This is a genomic window from Bacillus sp. AFS023182 (assembly GCF_002560575.1).
Taxonomy (GTDB): Bacteria; Bacillota; Bacilli; order Bacillales; family Bacillaceae_G; genus Bacillus_A; species Bacillus_A arachidis.
The window spans coordinates 17846-34477 of sequence record NZ_NTRO01000028.1; the positions used below are offsets into that span (position 1 = coordinate 17846).

Annotated in this window: 14 protein-coding genes, 1 pseudogene and 2 other annotated features; of the genes and pseudogenes, 10 read left to right on the top strand and 5 right to left on the bottom strand. The window is 36.3% G+C overall.

Annotation, left to right across the window (positions count from 1 at the left end; genetic code table 11):
* Positions 1-29: 29 nt before the first annotated feature.
* The gene (locus CN288_RS14640) at positions 30-1664 is read right to left on the bottom strand and encodes a putative polysaccharide biosynthesis protein (RefSeq protein ID WP_098302535.1); all 1635 of its coding nucleotides are present in this window, start codon (positions 1662-1664) and stop codon (positions 30-32) included.
* Positions 1665-1893: 229 nt separating this feature from the next.
* Positions 1894-2116, top strand: a binding site (T-box leader).
* Positions 2117-2412: 296 nt separating this feature from the next.
* Here CN288_RS14640 and CN288_RS14645 point away from each other — a divergent pair.
* Positions 2413-3750, top strand: coding sequence for a sodium-dependent transporter (locus CN288_RS14645; protein ID WP_026592044.1), 1338 nt, complete (start codon positions 2413-2415; stop codon positions 3748-3750).
* 51 nt (positions 3751-3801) lie between these two features.
* On the opposite strand, the gene CN288_RS14650 is transcribed toward CN288_RS14645, so the two are convergent.
* Positions 3802-4500, bottom strand: a complete 699-nt coding sequence (locus tag CN288_RS14650) for a polysaccharide deacetylase family protein (RefSeq protein ID WP_098302536.1) — start codon at positions 4498-4500, stop codon at positions 3802-3804.
* 306 nt (positions 4501-4806) lie between these two features.
* On the opposite strand from CN288_RS14650, the gene CN288_RS14655 reads away from it, so the two are divergent.
* From CN288_RS14655 to speB, 3 genes are all read left to right on the top strand, one after another.
* A complete protein-coding gene (locus CN288_RS14655) occupies positions 4807-5070 on the top strand; it encodes a CD3324 family protein (RefSeq protein ID WP_026592042.1) in 264 nt (87 codons plus the stop codon).
* 144 nt (positions 5071-5214) lie between these two features.
* Positions 5215-5853: a FusB/FusC family EF-G-binding protein gene (locus CN288_RS14660; protein WP_090688363.1), complete on the top strand. Its 639-nt coding sequence runs from the start codon at positions 5215-5217 to the stop codon at positions 5851-5853.
* Positions 5854-6080: 227 nt separating this feature from the next.
* Entirely contained in the window at positions 6081-7025 is a 945-nt protein-coding gene (gene speB, locus CN288_RS14665) for an agmatinase (RefSeq protein WP_026592040.1), read from the top strand.
* A 74-nt stretch (positions 7026-7099) separates the two neighbouring features.
* Here the strand turns inward: speB and msrA are convergent, their stop codons facing one another.
* From msrA to CN288_RS14680, 3 genes and pseudogenes are all read right to left on the bottom strand, one after another.
* Positions 7100-7636 (bottom strand): peptide-methionine (S)-S-oxide reductase MsrA, encoded by a 537-nt coding sequence (gene msrA, locus CN288_RS14670; RefSeq protein ID WP_098302537.1) that lies wholly within the window; start codon positions 7634-7636, stop codon positions 7100-7102.
* A gap of 89 nt (positions 7637-7725) precedes the next feature.
* A pseudogene (locus tag CN288_RS14675) lies at positions 7726-7829 on the bottom strand (SDR family oxidoreductase); the annotation flags it as partial.
* Positions 7830-7923: 94 nt separating this feature from the next.
* Positions 7924-8340 (bottom strand): DUF1259 domain-containing protein, encoded by a 417-nt coding sequence (locus CN288_RS14680; RefSeq protein ID WP_098302538.1) that lies wholly within the window; start codon positions 8338-8340, stop codon positions 7924-7926.
* Between the two features lie 680 nt (positions 8341-9020).
* Here CN288_RS14680 and CN288_RS14685 point away from each other — a divergent pair.
* From CN288_RS14685 to ilvD, 6 genes are all read left to right on the top strand, one after another.
* The gene (locus tag CN288_RS14685) at positions 9021-10076 is read left to right on the top strand and encodes an FUSC family protein (RefSeq protein ID WP_026592037.1); all 1056 of its coding nucleotides are present in this window, start codon (positions 9021-9023) and stop codon (positions 10074-10076) included.
* 229 nt (positions 10077-10305) lie between these two features.
* Positions 10306-10552 (top strand) — a binding site (T-box leader).
* A gap of 442 nt (positions 10553-10994) precedes the next feature.
* Positions 10995-11894 (top strand): branched-chain-amino-acid transaminase, encoded by a 900-nt coding sequence (ilvE, locus tag CN288_RS14690; RefSeq protein ID WP_026592036.1) that lies wholly within the window; start codon positions 10995-10997, stop codon positions 11892-11894.
* A gap of 24 nt (positions 11895-11918) precedes the next feature.
* Positions 11919-13643: an acetolactate synthase large subunit gene (ilvB, locus tag CN288_RS14695; RefSeq protein WP_141527975.1), complete on the top strand. Its 1725-nt coding sequence runs from the start codon at positions 11919-11921 to the stop codon at positions 13641-13643.
* Positions 13640-13870: an ACT domain-containing protein gene (locus CN288_RS14700; protein ID WP_026592034.1), complete on the top strand. Its 231-nt coding sequence runs from the start codon at positions 13640-13642 to the stop codon at positions 13868-13870. The genes ilvB and CN288_RS14700 overlap by 4 nt, the downstream gene beginning before the upstream one ends.
* A gap of 15 nt (positions 13871-13885) precedes the next feature.
* Positions 13886-14899 (top strand): ketol-acid reductoisomerase, encoded by a 1014-nt coding sequence (locus CN288_RS14705; RefSeq protein WP_098302539.1) that lies wholly within the window; start codon positions 13886-13888, stop codon positions 14897-14899.
* A 45-nt stretch (positions 14900-14944) separates the two neighbouring features.
* Complete coding sequence (gene ilvD, locus CN288_RS14710; protein ID WP_098302540.1) at positions 14945-16618, top strand: dihydroxy-acid dehydratase; 1674 nt, start codon at positions 14945-14947, stop codon at positions 16616-16618.
* Positions 16619-16632: the final 14 nt, after the last annotated feature.

Consider the following 16632-nt stretch of genomic DNA (forward strand, 5'->3'; position numbering starts at 1 on the left):
ACGATAAGTGAAGTTACATCTCTTCTTTTTTATTTTATTAATTTTCCTAGCACAGGTAAACGCTGAATACGATCACCGAGAATGTGTGAAGCCAGACCACTTTTTAATACGAAAGTAAGATAAACCAATCCTCCAACTGCGCCGCAGATGATAACGATGAGTAATGATTCGATATAAGGTTGTCCAGGGATTAGCCATCCGACAATCGCCTTTAATCCCATTACAACAGCAGACATTGCTGCTGAATAAATTGTAATAAGGAATACTGTTTTAGCCGTTTCTGCAATATCAAACTTTGCAAATTTGACAATGTAATATAGCATCATGATATCAGAAACGAGATATCCAAGAATCGTTCCAAGTACTGCTCCATGTCCACCTAATAAGTATATAAGTGGTATGTTCGCGATGATTTTTACAAGAATACCAATGGAGAAAGCAATCATTGTTTTTCTCTGATAATCAATTCCTTGTAAAATAGCTGCTGAAACTGTGAAAATGGCACTTAATACGGCTGATGGTGCATAAGAGATTAAATATTGTGATCCGCCTAAAGCTGTATCAGGGCTCATATATATCATACGGAATGAATCGTATGCAATGCTGGCGAGTCCAAAGGCAGCAGGGATTGTAAAGAATAATAACAATTGGAAAATTTTTGTGATCTGTTCTTGTAGTTCATCAAGTTTTCCACTTGTAAATGATTTTGTAATTGCTGGAATAATCGTAAGGGAAAATCCAGTTGCAAGTGAAGCGGGAATCATAATTAATTTTTGAGCATAGTTCGTTATATAAGCAAATATCGCATTTGCTGTTTCAAGCGGTGTTCCGATTGCCCTTAATGCATCGGCTACAGTATATTGATCCACTAATGTATAAAGCGGTATAGCAATCCCTACAAAAACAATTGGGATTGCATAACGAAGTAGCTCCATATAAATGCTTCTTAACGAAATGTTTGAAGCTCGTGTTTTTAATTCGCCCGCAGGTGGTTTTAAGTGATTATATTTTTTCCAATACATAATTAAAATCGAAATACTAGCAATTGCTCCGATAACCGCTCCAAATGTAGCGACTGCAACAGAAGAAGCTACAGAACCGCCTAGTAATTTTGAAACGATAAAACTACCTACTAAAATGAAAACGACACGTGCAATTTGTTCTACAACTTGAGAAACAGCACTTGGTTTCATATGTTGAAATCCTTGGAAATATCCACGTGTGACACTCATTGCTGGAACAAGAATGAGCGCAAAGCTTAATGCTCGCATTGTAAGTGTTACATCAGCGATAAACTCCGGATCTGGTGTTTTGGAACGAATAATAAACTGAGATACGTAAGGAGCTCCGATAAATAAGATTAAAAATCCGGCGAACCCCATGAGTATCATCAGTTTTATACTGGAGTTATACAGTTTTTTACTTGTGTTATAGTCACCTAATGCATTATATTTAGCCACAAATTTCGATACGGCAATCGGAATGCCAGCCGTTGAAAAACTAAGTAAGATACCATACCAAGAATATGCATATGCGTATAGGGCAACCCCTTGTTCACCAACTAATAGTTGAAAGGGGAAGAAGTATATAAAGCCTAAAATACGCGAAATCATTGTGGCACCACTTAGTAAAGCAGTTCCTTTTAAAACTTTTGAAGTAGACAAAGTTTTTCCTCCTACTCATGCTGCGTTACAATCATCTTATACTACTATAAACCTGTCGGTATATTTAATAAAGGATAAACCATAAGTGTTACAATAGTATTCATCGAAAAGTCATATTTTGAATTTTTATTATGAAAAAATAGGAATCTGATACATAAATATTCAAAAAATTAGTTGACACTATTTTTAATGTATGATAAAAATGGTAGTAATCAATTCGGAAAATAATATTTGAGCAATGAAAGGGTAAAGTAATGGAAATCTCCCTATATCAGAGAGCTGATGGTTGGTGTGAATCAGTATATAGATTATTCATGAAGTTCGTCCTGGAGCATCTTTCATAAATCTCACGTTGTGAAGAAATGAAAGACGGTAGTGTATACCGTTATCAAATAAAGTGGTGAAGAATTTTTCACAACTAGGGTGGTACCGCGATATATATCGTCCCTACGTTTTTACGTAGGGGCGTTTTTTATTTAGGGATTATTCTTGTTGTATCTTCATAACTAGGGTGGTACCGCGATATTTTATCGTCCCTACGTTTTCGTAGGGGCGTTTTTTATTTCGGGTGTTTCTTAGTGTTCTTCACAACTAGGGTGGTACCGCGATATTTTCATCGTCCCTACGTTTTTGTAGGGGCGTTTTTTTATTTTTGAAAGGAAGTGGTTGTATTAGAAAGGAAACAGGCTAGAACAATACGAGTAAGGACGAAATGTATGAAAGAATAGAAGAGAGAGGAGATAAAAATATGAATTCACAGCAATGGACATCGAAATTAGGTTTCGTTTTAGCTGCAGCAGGATCAGCGATTGGACTTGGAGCAATTTGGAAGTTCCCATATATGGCCGGTATTGGAGGAGGCGGTGCGTTCTTCCTTATTTTCATCGGTTTTACTTTACTGATTGGTTTACCTTTATTATTAGCAGAATTTGTAATTGGAAGAAGTACACAAAAAGAGGCTGTGGATGCATATAGAGAAATCGCTCCTAAAACGTTATGGCAATGGCTTGGTAAATTAGGGATTGTAACATGTTTCATATTACTTTCTTTCTACAGTGTTGTTGGAGGTTGGATTTTATTATATTTATGGAATGCAGTTACAGGTAGATTGTGGGAAGGGAATGGTGCATACGAAGCAACATTTGGTGAAATCATTTCCAATCCGTATTTAGCAGTTGGCTCACAGCTATTATTTATTCTTATTACTATTTTTATCGTAAGTAAAGGCGTCCAAAACGGTGTTGAAAAAGTAAATAAATATTTTATGCCAGCACTATTTATTTTATTTTTCGTGTTAATTGTTCGTGCACTTACATTAGATGGAGCAGGAGAAGGTGTTCGCTTCTTCTTACAACCGGACTTCTCGCATGTAACATCTGAAATTGTTTTATATGCGATGGGACAATCATTCTTCTCTTTATCTGTCGGGGTAGCAGTAATGGTAACTTATAGTTCCTATTTACCAAAAGAAGAAAGTCTGCCGCGTTCAGCATTTTCTATTGTTGGTTTAACACTTGTTATTACATTGCTTGCTGGACTTGCGATTTTCCCAGTTGTATTCGCATTTGGAATGGAACCATCTCAAGGCCCAGGATTATTATTTATTGTACTACCAGCTATTTTCAGTAAAATGGCATTCGGAAAACTATTTTTCATTGTTTTCTTATTACTATTTTTCTTTGCCACTATAACATCAGCAATTTCTATGTTAGAAATTAGCGTTGCCTCGTTAACAACAAAAGGTAAAGGGAAACGTGAAAAGGTTGCATTGATTGTTGGGTTATTAATTTTCGTTGTTGGGATTCCATCGGCACTATCATATGGTGTGCTAAGCGATGTGAAGCTCTTTGGAAAAACAATATTTGATTTAGCAGACTTTGCAGTAAGTAATGTACTTATGCCGCTTGGTGTTTTATTAGTTGCAATCTTTGTTCCATTAAAAATGAAGAAAGACGTATTAATGAAAGAACTTGGTGTAAGTAAAAATAAAGGATATAAACTATTTGTTTTATGGCTATGTTTACTTCGCTATGTAGCACCAATTGCTATTATTATCGTATTTTTAGATGTGATTGGAGTAATTTAAAATACAAAAGGCTCTAGCATAACATGATGCTAGGGCCTTTTCACTGTAGAATTATCTTTTTTGCAATTCGTTTACAGTTACAAATTGATAACCTTTTTTAGATAAAGAATCTAAAATACCTTCAAGTGCCTGTAAATACTTTTCAGAATCATCATACATGGAATGTAATAAGATGATAGAACCAGGTTTTCCATTTTTATTTACATAGTTCACTTTATCAGAGGGTGAATTGTAATACGTGTCAGGCTCAAGGTCCCAAGTAATGGTTTCAATGTGATGCTTGTTTAAATAGTAGGGCAAGCCGATTAATTTTTTTCCATTCGGTGGCCGGAAATCAATTTGATCTGTATATCCTGTTGCGCGAATGAATGTATTTGTTTTTTCAATTTCTTCTTTCATAAAAGAAGGTGTCTTAAAAATCATTCGATTATGAGAATATGTATGATTTCCAAGTTGATGTCCAGATTTTACGATTGCTCGCCCTAATTTTAAGTTTTTCTCTAGTTCAGTTCCAATAACAAAAAAAGTAGCGTTCGCATTATAGTTATTTAAGAGTGGTAATGTTTTTTCTACATTTTTTGTAGGACCATCATCAAAGGTTAGTGCAACAATCTTTTGATTTGTTTCTACTCGATTTGTTAATTCACCAAATAATTGATACGTTCGTGAATTCATGAGTTTATAGGCTCCAAATAGTAAGATGAGAAGAGTGATTAGTATAATGAATGAGGTAATGATTCTTTTTTTCATTTCAATTTGTATGTATTATATCAAAACAAATAAATTACTGCTTTTCTAAAAATCATGAGGATGCAAGAAAGAAAAAGTTGTCATATAATAAGAATCAAAAGGTATATTAGGAGGTGTTGATATGGTGATTACAATACAATTGCCAAATACTGCAGCGTCTCATGCAAAGCCAAGTATGGAAATGGCGATACTTTGCGTGAGGTAGACAAGTAATATACAATCGCCAAAATGAGCTCGTATCATTTCTTTTATATTTGGCTTTGCACCTTATTGAAATGAATCATAAAAAATAAGGGGCGAGCAGAAATGAAATACGTAAAAGCAGCGGCTGTTTTACCAGAAAATTTAATTATAGAAATTCAAAAGTATGTGCAAGGTGAAACAATTTATATTCCAAAACAGGAAAATACACATTATAAATGGGGTACACGATCTGGAGGAAGAAAGCAACTTGATGAGCGGAATCGAGCGATTAAATATGCATTTAAAAGCGGAGTATCTATTCATCAATTAGCTGAAGAATATTTTCTTTCGAATGAAACAATTAAGAAAATAGTGTATTCTAAATAAAAATGACGTAAGCACTGATTATTTTATATGAAATAATCAGTGCTTTTTATGTAAACTTTGTTTCTAAATTATTTTCTGCATTTTATAAAATGAGTTTATTGTATAAAATAATAAGAGATCAACAATTTGTATGGAGTGATAACAATGGAAGCATTTATTAGAAGTGATCAATATAATTTTATAAAATCACAAACTCATATTCTAGTGCACGGGCATGCAACAGCAAATGATAGAGGTGTTATTACTGCCCTGAAGTCACTTGCAATAGAAAAAGTATTACATGTTTTTGAAAATCTTACTGCTGAACAAAAAGAATTAATTGATACGATTTTAACAGTTGAAAATAGAGAGGATGCAGAAGCATTTTTACTCAAGTTAACCCCATATGTCATTCCTTTTCAGGAAGTTACACCGCAAGCGTTAAAAAAGTTATTTCCTAAAGCTAAAAAACTGAAGCTCCCTGAAATGGAAGAAATAAATATGAAAGAAATGTCATATCTAGGTTGGATTGATAAAGGAACTGGTAAAAAGTTTATTATAGCGAAAAACAGAAACAAGTTTGTTGGTTTGCAAGGAACGTTCCAAAGTTTAAATAAAAAAGGCATTTGTGCATTGTGCCACGGTCATGAAGAAGTAGGAATGTTTTTAGTTGAAATAAAAGGGGATATACCAGGTACTTTTGTTAAAAAAGGAAATTATATCTGTCAAGATAGTATTGCTTGTAATCAGAATATGAAATCGCTTGATAGGTTGAATGATTTTATTGAGAGATTGAGAAAATAAATTATAGCTGGAGTGATAAATATAGAAAATAAAAAGGACGAATATCTTTCGTCCTTTTTATGCGTTATGTCATGATTTATTCAATTTTGCATAGATAAAAAAGTACGGAGAGAAAGTAATGAATCACTTTTTAAATGGCACAATTTTTGCATTGTAATAAAAGAAAAAGGTATTTAAAGTAAGTTTCTTTTAAATGTAAAAATCATGTTTAAAAGGGGAAATGAGAAATGAAATATCCACTAACTCCAGATGTAAAACCAGAGTTTTGTACGACAGGTACATTTATGAGATTGCCATCAAGTAATGAAAAAGCAAAAGTTGCAATTTTAGGAATGCCGTTTGATACGGCTGCTTCCTTTCGCGTCGGTGCGCGTTTTGCTCCGCAAGCCATTCGTCAAGCATCTATGACGCTATTTCCATATCATCCAATTCACCATGTATATCCGTTCGATGACACAAATGCGATTGATATTGGTGATGTGTCTGTTATTCCGCATAATATTCATCGCAGCTATGATATAATTGAAGAAGCTGTTTTTGGTTTAATGAATCAAGGAATTATTCCAATCGGACTTGGTGGAGATCATTCAGTTACATTAGCAAGTCTTCGTGCAGCAGCTAAAGTTCATGGACCGGTAGCAATGATTCATTTCGACTCTCATACTGATACATGGGATACATATTATGAGGAAAAATATTGGCACGGTTCGCCGTTTATACGTGCACATGAGGAAGGGCTATTACAACCAGATAAAGTATTTCAAATTGGAATTCGAGGAACATTGAATCATCCTGGTGATATAGAAGCTAGTAGCGACTTGGGATATAACGTCATTACAACAGCGGAATTATGTAATCGTGGTTTTGAGAGCGTTCTTAAGCAAATGAGGGAAACGATTGGCGATACACCGTGTTTCTTAACATTTGATATTGATTTTGTAGATCCATCTTGTGCGCCTGGTACAGGTACGTTAGAGGTGGGGGGATTTAACAGCCGTGAGACATTAAATATGGTGCGCTCATTAAGTGGGTTTAATTATATTGGTTTCGATTTAGTAGAAGTATTACCGCCATATGATCAATCGCAAATTACGTCGCTTTTAGCTGCAACACTTGTGCATGATTTTGCTAGTTTAATTGCGTTGCAGTTGAAAAATGAAGGGAATAAGTAAGGAGTTAATTATTATACTGAAATACAAAAAGGCCAATGAAACTATTTTTCATCGGCCTTAAAGATGTCCATTTATTATTTCTGTTGCCAATTTTCCTTAATAAAATCTTCACGACCAGATTCTTTACGCTCCTGAGCATATTTCTCAGGATTTTTTTTATAAAAATGTTGATGGTATTCTTCCGCTTCGTAAAAAGGAGCGGGTGGACGAATTTCTGTTACAATTGGGTCTTTAAACATACCACTTTTAGCTAGCGCGTGCTTTGATTTTTCAGCTAGCTCTTTTTGATTTTCATTATGATAAAAAATTGCTGTGCGATAGGATGGACCACGGTCAAAAAATTGTCCGCCGTTATCGGTTGGATCAATTTGTGGCCAATATAAATCTAGCAATTTTTGATAAGGAAAAATAGAAGGATCGAATGTAATTTGAACAACTTCTAAATGTCCAGATGTTCCAGCTTTTACTTGTTTGTATGTTGGATTTTCGATATGACCACCAGCATAGCCTGAAACAACTTTTTGAATACCTGGAAGCTCATCAAATGGTTTTACCATGCACCAAAAACAGCCACCTGCAAAGGTTGCGAGTTCGTATGTTTTTTCTGTCATTGCTGTAATCCTCCTAAATAGATATGTTTTATCTAGTATTATATAAATTGTTTTATTCCGCAATAAAAAAGATTTGCAAATATGTGTTTTTATAAGCAAGAGCCGCCACTCACATCGATCAATTGACCGGTAACCCAACGGTTGTCAGGGAAGCGAGAAATGTAGCCGTATCTGCAATGTACTCTATTGCACCTTGCTCACTTCTTAGATTACGTAAAGAAAGTTAAAGGGATCGTAGACAGTGAGAACATGTTTGGTAAAGGTAAATACATATGATTCGTCTAATATTAACTCTCGGTGTCAGCAACCGGATAACTACTTAAGGCTGAAAAAGAATTTGCTAATTTTTTCGCAAAATGTAATGGGGGTTCCACTGATTGGAGATGAATGTACATGACTAATGGACTCGTATATAACCAATGGTTGTGTAAAGCACTAACAATAATTCCCTGTTGCACAATTGCGCGCATAAATGAAGGGATTTCTTCTTGTAAAACAGCAATTTCTCCTAAATTTAAAGCATTTCCACTTTGATCCAAAGATTCAAAACTTACTCCTACAGGTATTACATTGCCACTGAGCTTTCCTTGAACAAGCACATTAAAATTGCGACGTAAAGATACCGAACAACCATTTTGATTTATTTTACTTTTTCCTTTAAGAATTGTAGCAAATTGTCCGCAAAGACTATTTAAATCATTCATGGATCTACTCCCCTTTATCGTACAAAATGATTTGTCTTATATTCTCGTATAGTTCATGCGCTAGGCTCATGCAGATTTTTTTAAACTTCTTTGAGCTTCAAAGAGGCGGTGTTGATCTGTATGTACAAATTAACTCATATGATTACTTATGCCTCCTTGCTCTAACACATTAAAAATAGGACGAATCAAGGAATTGTACTTTAATAATTAAATACAATTCCTCTTCTACAGCAAAGAAAAACAGGTCACAATGTGTGAATTCTTAAAAATTTATGACCTATTAATTTCAGAAAAAGTGGGAAATGAACATGAAACATATTTTCGTCAATTCAAAAAAGTTTCAGCTTGAATAGGTATTAGTTCTATATGTTATACCATCATTGTTCCAATAATTCCTGTTATGGGAAGTTCGATTGCTTGTAAAGTATAGTCCTATGGATAATGGAAGGATAAAAAAATATAGAACAGGGCATGAATAGTAGGTATAAATTAAATTTACTTTTGTAGCTATTTTTATATAGAGTCATGTATTTAGGTTAAATACACCTTTTCATGAAGGTACGATTTATTTTTGTATTGGTGAAATAATCAAGTTTCATGTTCGGTAACTGGATTGTCTGTGATTTAGAGTAAGTGTAGGGAATTTTATCTAATGTGATTTTTTGAAAAAAGGAGTTTGTATGAAAAGAAACATAGGTAAGAAAAAGACTGGACTACTAAAAGGAGTAATGCTGATAACAAAAATAGCTTTAGCTTCTGGTTTATCATGGGAATTAGCAAAAATGCTAGGATCAAAACATCCTTATTTGGCACCACTGACTGTTATTCTTTCTATACAAGAAACAGTCCAACATTCTGCCATGTATGCTTTTTACAGAATTATCGGCACTATTTTCGGGATTTCCGTTACCGTTTTTATTATCAATCATTTAGAAGTTAATGGGTGGACGATAGGATTATTATTGCTTGGAGGAATGTTGCTTCCAGTTGTACTAAGGGTACATAAAACAATAATACATCAAGTGGCTTTAACGATTTTATTAGTTTTTGTCTTTGTTCATAAAACAAATTATTATGTCATAGATCGAATCAGAGATACTATTATAGGAGCACTTATTGCCGTTATTATCCATATGATAATTTTCCCACCCAATTATGTGAAGGAAGCTCGTCAGACTTTAAGTCAGTTTGGATTTCATCTTGTACAGTTGTTTGAAAGAGCAGCTGATTGGGTAAATACGAATTGTGGCTCTGTTAACGGGCAGCAGTTAAGAAAAGATGTGACGAACCTACTTCAGGAACTGCATCAAGTGCAAAAAGATTTTAAGCTGGCGGAAAAAAGTTTGAAATTGAATCCATTTGCTAAGAATAAAAAACAAATATTAAAACAAAACGAACAATTCCTTGTGCAGTTAAAGGTAGGGTATATCTACCTTTCTAATATAATCAATACATTTAGTGACTGGTCTAACACAGACTGCATTTCAAAAACGGATCAACAACAATGGACGATTCAACTACAAATGCTAGGAAGGTACATAGAAAATCAACTCAATAAGAGTTCAGAGGATCGTCAAAATTTTAGGGTTTCTAAATTTCATCTGGATTTATTAGACTTATCTTCGATTTCTGTACAAATCAATATCTCACCAGAATTAGAGCACTATAGATATCAATTGGGTTTGTATAATGAAACGCTTAAATTTATTCAAGAGTTAAGGAAGGATAATTATTAGTAGCTCGGTTCTTGTACAAGAGAATCTGTGGGGATGCTAGGTTAGCAAAAAAGCTTCTTCTTAACATACCAAAATCTATGTTTTAACAAAAAAGATCCACATTTAAATATTTTGATTATAATTTAAAATATAAATTTTTCGAAAAATATATTGACAATGAAAAGATCAAAGTCCTATAATACGTGTAACAACTAAAGTTGAATTGAGAATTTTCTAACTTTTATATATTGTATATGCAGGGAAGAGGAAAAGTAGATGATTACGAAAGTTTCAGAGAGCTGCCCCGTGGCTGTGAGGGTGGTAACGATCGAATCATTGAAAATCACCTTGGAGCATCGCTTACGAAAGGAAAACTGAGTAGAGGGCGGCGGTTTCATCTCCGGTAAAAGGATGAAAGTCTGATAGGACTTACAAAGCTTATATTTTGTGAGAAATATAAGGAAGCTGAGTGGTAACGCGAAACTCTCGCCTCAGCAATCNNGATTGCTGAGGCGAGAGTTTTTATTTTAGAAAAGAGAATAGAGTAATGCAAAGAAGAGGAGAGTAAACGATATAGATTGTTTCAGAGAGCTGCCCCGTGGCTGTGAGGGTGGTAACAATTGTATCGGTTGAAAATCACCTCAGAGCACTGCCCTCGAAAAAACTGAGTAGAGCGCAGCGGAGTTGTTCACGATAAAAGAACAAAAGTCTAATAGGACTTACAGAGCTTGTATTTCGCGAGAAGTATAAGGAAGCTGAGTGGTACCACGATTCCCTCGTCTCAGCAATGGATTATTACACGTTTGTAGAAAATCGATTGTTGAGGCGAGGATATTTTTATAATTAATTTACAGAAGATTTAGAAAAATATATTCTTCTCAGCAATCGATACAAAGATGGATTGCACATAAAGAGATAAAAAAAGAGGAGCGATGTAGGATGAAAAACCAGTATATCTATATGAATGGAGAATTAGTAGAGAAAGAAAAGGCTGTTGTATCTGTTTATGATCATGGATTTTTGTATGGAGACGGCGTATTTGAGGGGATTCGTAGTTACGGAGGAAATGTATTTTGTTTAAAAGAACACTTAAAGCGTTTATATGAATCTGCGAAATCGATTTTACTAACAATCCCAATGACAATCGAAGAGATGGAACAAGCAGTTTTACAGACACTACAAAAAAATGAATATGCAGATGCATATATTAGATTAATTGTTTCAAGAGGAAAAGGGGATTTAGGGCTGGATCCAAGAAGCTGTACGAAACCAAGTGTCATCATCATTGCGGAACAGTTAAAGTTGTTCCCGCAAGAGTTTTATGATAACGGGCTTAGCGTTGTATCGGTTGCGTCTCGTCGGAATATGCCAGACGCACTTGACCCACGTATTAAGTCGATGAATTATTTAAATAACGTATTAGTGAAGATTGAAGCAGCACAAGCAGGTGTGCTTGAAGCGCTTATGTTAAATCAACAAGGGTATGTTTGTGAAGGATCGGGAGATAACGTGTTCATTGTGAAAGATGGAAAAGTAGTAACGCCACCTGCCTATTTAGGAGCTCTTGAAGGGATTACAAGAAATAGTGTCATTGAACTTTGTGAACGGCTAAATATTCCTTGTGAAGAAAGACCATTTACTCGTCACGATGTATATGTAGCAGATGAAGTATTTTTAACAGGAACTGCAGCGGAATTAATTCCAGTTGTAAGAGTGGATTCAAGAGAAATTGGAAATGGAAATCCAGGGGAAGTAACAAAACAGTTAACGGAAGAATTTAAAAAGTTAACGAGAGAGCGAGGAGTGCGCGTTCCGGGACTAGCAGAAAGTTTAGCTTAACAAACAGGGGAAGGAGTTATTGAAATGGTGGAACAACATGCAGTGTGTGATGAAGTATATAGCGGAGAAGTAAAAAAAGTAACAGGTGCCGGACATGTGATTCACTGCTTAAAAAAATTAGGTGTAACAACCGTGTTTGGCTATCCGGGCGGAGCTATTTTACCAGTTTATGACGCGCTGTATGACAGTGGTTTGAAACATATGTTAACGCGTCATGAACAAGCTGCCATTCATGGTGCGGAAGGATATGCGAGAGCCTCTGGGGAGGTCGGGGTAGTATTTGCTACCTCCGGTCCAGGGGCTACAAACTTAGTTACTGGTTTAGCAGATGCATATATGGATTCGATTCCTTTAGTTGTTATTACCGGTCAGGTAGCGACACCTCTCATTGGAAAAGATGGATTTCAAGAAGCGGATGTTGTGGGAATTACAATGCCGGTTACAAAACATAATTATCAAGTACGGGATGTAAATCAGTTATCACGTATATTGCAAGAAGCATATTATATTGCCAAAAGTGGACGGCCGGGTCCGGTGTTAATTGATATTCCAAAGGATGTTCAAAATTCTATTGTAACGAATGTTTTTGAAGGAGAAGTTCAAATTCCTGGTTATAAGCCACGGATCGAACCAGACAAAATGCAGCTGGAGAGCGTGGCAGAGGCAATTTCAAAAGCAGATCGCCCGCTACTGTATATCGGCGGCGGTGTCATTCATGCAGATGCATCTGAAGAGCTTCTAACATTTGCGGGGCGGAATCAAATTCCAGTCGTTTCAACTTTAATGGGACTTGGTGCTTATCCACCAGGAGATCCTCTGTTTTTAGGGATGCTTGGTATGCATGGGACGTATGCTGCAAATATGGCAGTAACGGAATGTGATTTGCTTCTTGCATTTGGAGTTCGTTTCGATGATCGAGTCACAGGAAAGTTAGAGTTATTTTCACCTCATTCGAAAAAGGTACATATCGATATTGATCCAGCGGAACTTCATAAAAATGTGACGGTAGAATATCCAATCGTAGGGGATGTGAAACGAGCGATGCAGATGTTAGTAGATATGCGAGTAGCATGTCAAACTGATGCATGGGTAGAGAGAGTAAGAACATGGCAAGAAGAATACCCGCTGTCATATGAACAGAGTGAATCAAAATTAAAGCCGCAGCATGTGATTCATTTAGTAAGTGAACTAACAAATGGTGAAGCAATTGTGACCACAGAAGTCGGACAGCATCAAATGTGGGCAGCGCATTTTTATAAGGCGCAAAAACCGCGAACATTTCTAACATCTGGTGGACTAGGAACGATGGGGTTTGGATTCCCAGCAGCAATCGGTGCTCAGCTTGCATTTGAGGATAAGCCAGTTGTCTGTATTGCGGGAGATGCTTCATTTCAAATGAACATTCAAGAATTGCAAACAATTGCTGAAAATAATATTCCAGTGAAAGTTTTTATTATTAATAACAAGTTTTTAGGCATGGTCAGACAGTGGCAAGAGATGTTCTATGAAAATCGTTTATCAGAATCACAGATTGGATCACCTGATTTTGTAAAAGTAGCAGAAGCATATGGAGTAAAAGGTTTGCGCGCTACAAATCCAATTGAAGCGAAACAAGTCATGTTAGAAGCATTTTGTCATCAAGGACCAGTTGTTGTTGATTTTTGTGTAGAAGAGGGCGAAAACGTATTTCCCATGGTCCCTCCTAATAAAGGGAATCATGAAATGATTATGAAGAGGTGGGAAGAATGAGTCATACTTTTTCACTCGTTGTCAATAACGATCCTGGAGTTTTACTAAGAGTATGTGGGATTTTTGCTCGGCGTGGTTATAATATTTCTTCTTTAAATTTAAATGAAGGAGAAACAAGAGAGATTTCGGAAATGAAACTTATAACAGTTTGTACAGAAAATGAAGCGACATTGCTCGTAAATCAGTTGAAAAAGTTAATTGATGTTCTGCAAGTAAACAAATTATAAGGAGTGTATGTGAAAATGAAAACATATTATGAACAAGATGCGAATTTAGAGGTATTAGCAGGGAAAACAGTGGCGGTAGTTGGTTATGGTTCACAAGGTCATGCGCAAGCACAAAATTTACGTGATTCTGGAGTTCGTGTTGTAGTCGGAGTTCGTCCAGGGAAATCATTTGAGGTAGCGAAAGCGGATGGTTTTGAAGTAATGCCAGTTTCAGAAGCGGTACGAACCGCAGACGTTGTGCAAGTATTATTGCCAGATGAACAGCAGGCGCATGTATATCGAAATGAAGTAGAAGAAAATCTTCGTGAAGGACAAATGTTACTTTTCTCACATGGATTTAATATTCACTTTGGACAAATCCAGCCACCAAGTTACGTAGATGTAGCGATGGTTGCGCCGAAAAGTCCAGGACATCTTGTTCGCCGTGTTTTCCAAGAAGGAAATGGGGTCCCTGCATTAGTTGCGGTTCATCAAAATGCAACTGGGAGAGCGTTTGATGTTGCTCTTGCATATGCAAAAGGAGTTGGTTGTACACGTGCTGGTGTAATTGAAACATCATTCCAAGAAGAAACAGAGACGGATTTATTTGGAGAACAAGCTGTATTATGCGGAGGGGTAACGGCACTTGTAAAAGCAGGTTTTGAAACGTTAACAGAAGGAGGATATCGTCCGGAAATTGCGTATTTTGAATGTTTACATGAGCTTAAATTAATTGTTGATTTAATGTACGAAGGCGGTTTAACGAATATGCGCCATTCTATTTCAGATACAGCAGAGTTTGGTGATTATGTAACAGGATCTAGAATTGTTACAGATGAAACGAAGAAAGAAATGAAACGAGTTCTTTCGGAGATTCAGCAAGGCGAATTTGCAAAGAAATGGATTCTAGAAAACCAAGCTGGGCGCCCGACTTATAATGCAATGAAAAAAGCAGAGCAAAATCATCTACTTGAAAAAGTAGGAGTGGAACTCCGTGAAATGATGAGTTGGATTCAGGGGTCAGAAGGAAAAAAGTTAGTAAAAAAATAGAGTGAAATTAGATGAATAAAAGTGAACAGGAAAGGATTTGGAAAAATGAGAAGCGATATGATTAAAAAGGGTTTTGATAAAGCACCACATCGAAGTTTATTAAAAGCAACTGGTTTAAAAGATGAGGATTTTGATAAGCCCTTTGTAGCCATTTGTAATTCTTTTATTGAAATTATTCCAGGGCATAAACATTTAAATGAATTTGGTCGCCTTGTAAAAGAAGCCGTACGTGCAGCAGGAATGGTTCCATTTGAGTTTAATACAATTGGGGTAGATGACGGGATTGCGATGGGACATATCGGTATGCGCTATTCGCTCCCAAGCCGTGAAATAATCGCGGATTCGGTTGAAACGGTAGTAAATGCTCACTGGTTTGATGGGATGATTTGTATTCCGAACTGTGACAAAATTACACCTGGTATGATGATGGCGGCATTACGTGTTAACATTCCGACTGTATTTGTTTCAGGTGGACCGATGGCAGCTGGGAAAACATCGAAAGGTGAAGTAGTCGACTTAAGCTCTGTTTTTGAAGGAGTAGGAGCTTATCAATCTGGAAAAATTTCAGAAGAAGAATTAAAGGATATTGAAGATCATGGTTGTCCATCTTGCGGTTCCTGTTCAGGTATGTTTACTGCAAACTCAATGAACTGCTTATGTGAAGTATTAGGACTTGCACTTCCTGGGAATGGGAGTATTTTAGCAACTGATCCAAGACGTGAGGAACTTATTAAACAAGCAGCTGAAAAATTAAAAGTATTAATTGAACGTGATATTAAACCTCGAGATATCGTGACAGAAGAGGCGATTGATGATGCATTTGCATTAGATATGGCGATGGGGGGATCAACAAATACGGTATTACATACGTTAGCACTCGCACAGGAAGCGGGACTTGAATATGATATGAGCCGAATTGATGTAGTTTCAAGACGCGTTCCACATTTATGTAAAGTGAGTCCGGCTTCTAATTGGCATATGGAAGATATTGATCGTGCGGGTGGCATCAGTGCTATTTTAAAAGAGTTAAGTAGAAAAGAGGGTGTACTCCATCTGGACCGTATTACAGCTACTGGTCAGACATTAAGAGAAAACCTTGCTCATGCAGAAATTCATGATAAAGAAGTCATTCATTCTCTTGAAAATCCTCATAGTGAAGAAGGTGGCCTGCGTATATTAAAAGGAAACCTTGCAAAAGATGGGGCTGTTATTAAAAGTGGTGCAACAGAAGTGAAACGTTTTGAAGGACCATGCGTTATTTTTGAATCTCAAGACGAGGCACTTGCAGGGATTATGCTAGGTAAAGTGAAAAAGGGAGATGTTGTTGTTATTCGTTATGAAGGACCAAGAGGTGGACCTGGGATGCCAGAAATGTTAGCCCCAACCTCGGCGATTGCTGGTATGGGATTAGGTGCAGATGTTGCACTGTTAACAGATGGTCGTTTTTCAGGGGCATCACGAGGTATTTCAGTAGGGCATATTTCACCTGAAGCTGCTGCCGGCGGGACAATTGCACTTCTTGAGCACGGTGATACCGTATGTATTGATGTAGAAGAACGTTTACTTGAAGTGAGGGTAAGTGATGAAGAATTAGAAAAACGTAGAAAAGAATGGAAAAAACCAGAGTTAAAAGTGAAAACAGGATGGCTTGGACGCTATGCACAAATGGTAACATCAGCAAATACAGGTGCAGTATTGAAAATACAAAATTTTGATTGAACCGATATAAAAAA

Excerpts from the sequence above, each read along its gene's own strand:
- CN288_RS14645 (WP_026592044.1), top strand. The coding sequence starts at position 2,413 with ATGAATTCACAGCAATGGACATCGAAATTAGGTTTCGTTTTAGCTGCA.
- CN288_RS14650 (WP_098302536.1), bottom strand. The coding sequence starts at position 4,500 with ATGAAAAAAAGAATCATTACCTCATTCATTATACTAATCACTCTTCTC.
- CN288_RS14655 (WP_026592042.1), top strand. The coding sequence starts at position 4,807 with ATGAAATACGTAAAAGCAGCGGCTGTTTTACCAGAAAATTTAATTATA.
- CN288_RS14660 (WP_090688363.1), top strand. The coding sequence starts at position 5,215 with ATGGAAGCATTTATTAGAAGTGATCAATATAATTTTATAAAATCACAA.
- speB (WP_026592040.1), top strand. The coding sequence starts at position 6,081 with ATGAAATATCCACTAACTCCAGATGTAAAACCAGAGTTTTGTACGACA.
- msrA (WP_098302537.1), bottom strand. The coding sequence starts at position 7,636 with ATGACAGAAAAAACATACGAACTCGCAACCTTTGCAGGTGGCTGTTTT.
- CN288_RS14680 (WP_098302538.1), bottom strand. The coding sequence starts at position 8,340 with ATGAATGATTTAAATAGTCTTTGCGGACAATTTGCTACAATTCTTAAA.
- CN288_RS14685 (WP_026592037.1), top strand. The coding sequence starts at position 9,021 with ATGAAAAGAAACATAGGTAAGAAAAAGACTGGACTACTAAAAGGAGTA.
- ilvE (WP_026592036.1), top strand. The coding sequence starts at position 10,995 with ATGAAAAACCAGTATATCTATATGAATGGAGAATTAGTAGAGAAAGAA.
- ilvB (WP_141527975.1), top strand. The coding sequence starts at position 11,919 with ATGGTGGAACAACATGCAGTGTGTGATGAAGTATATAGCGGAGAAGTA.
- CN288_RS14700 (WP_026592034.1), top strand. The coding sequence starts at position 13,640 with ATGAGTCATACTTTTTCACTCGTTGTCAATAACGATCCTGGAGTTTTA.
- CN288_RS14705 (WP_098302539.1), top strand. The coding sequence starts at position 13,886 with ATGAAAACATATTATGAACAAGATGCGAATTTAGAGGTATTAGCAGGG.
- ilvD (WP_098302540.1), top strand. The coding sequence starts at position 14,945 with ATGAGAAGCGATATGATTAAAAAGGGTTTTGATAAAGCACCACATCGA.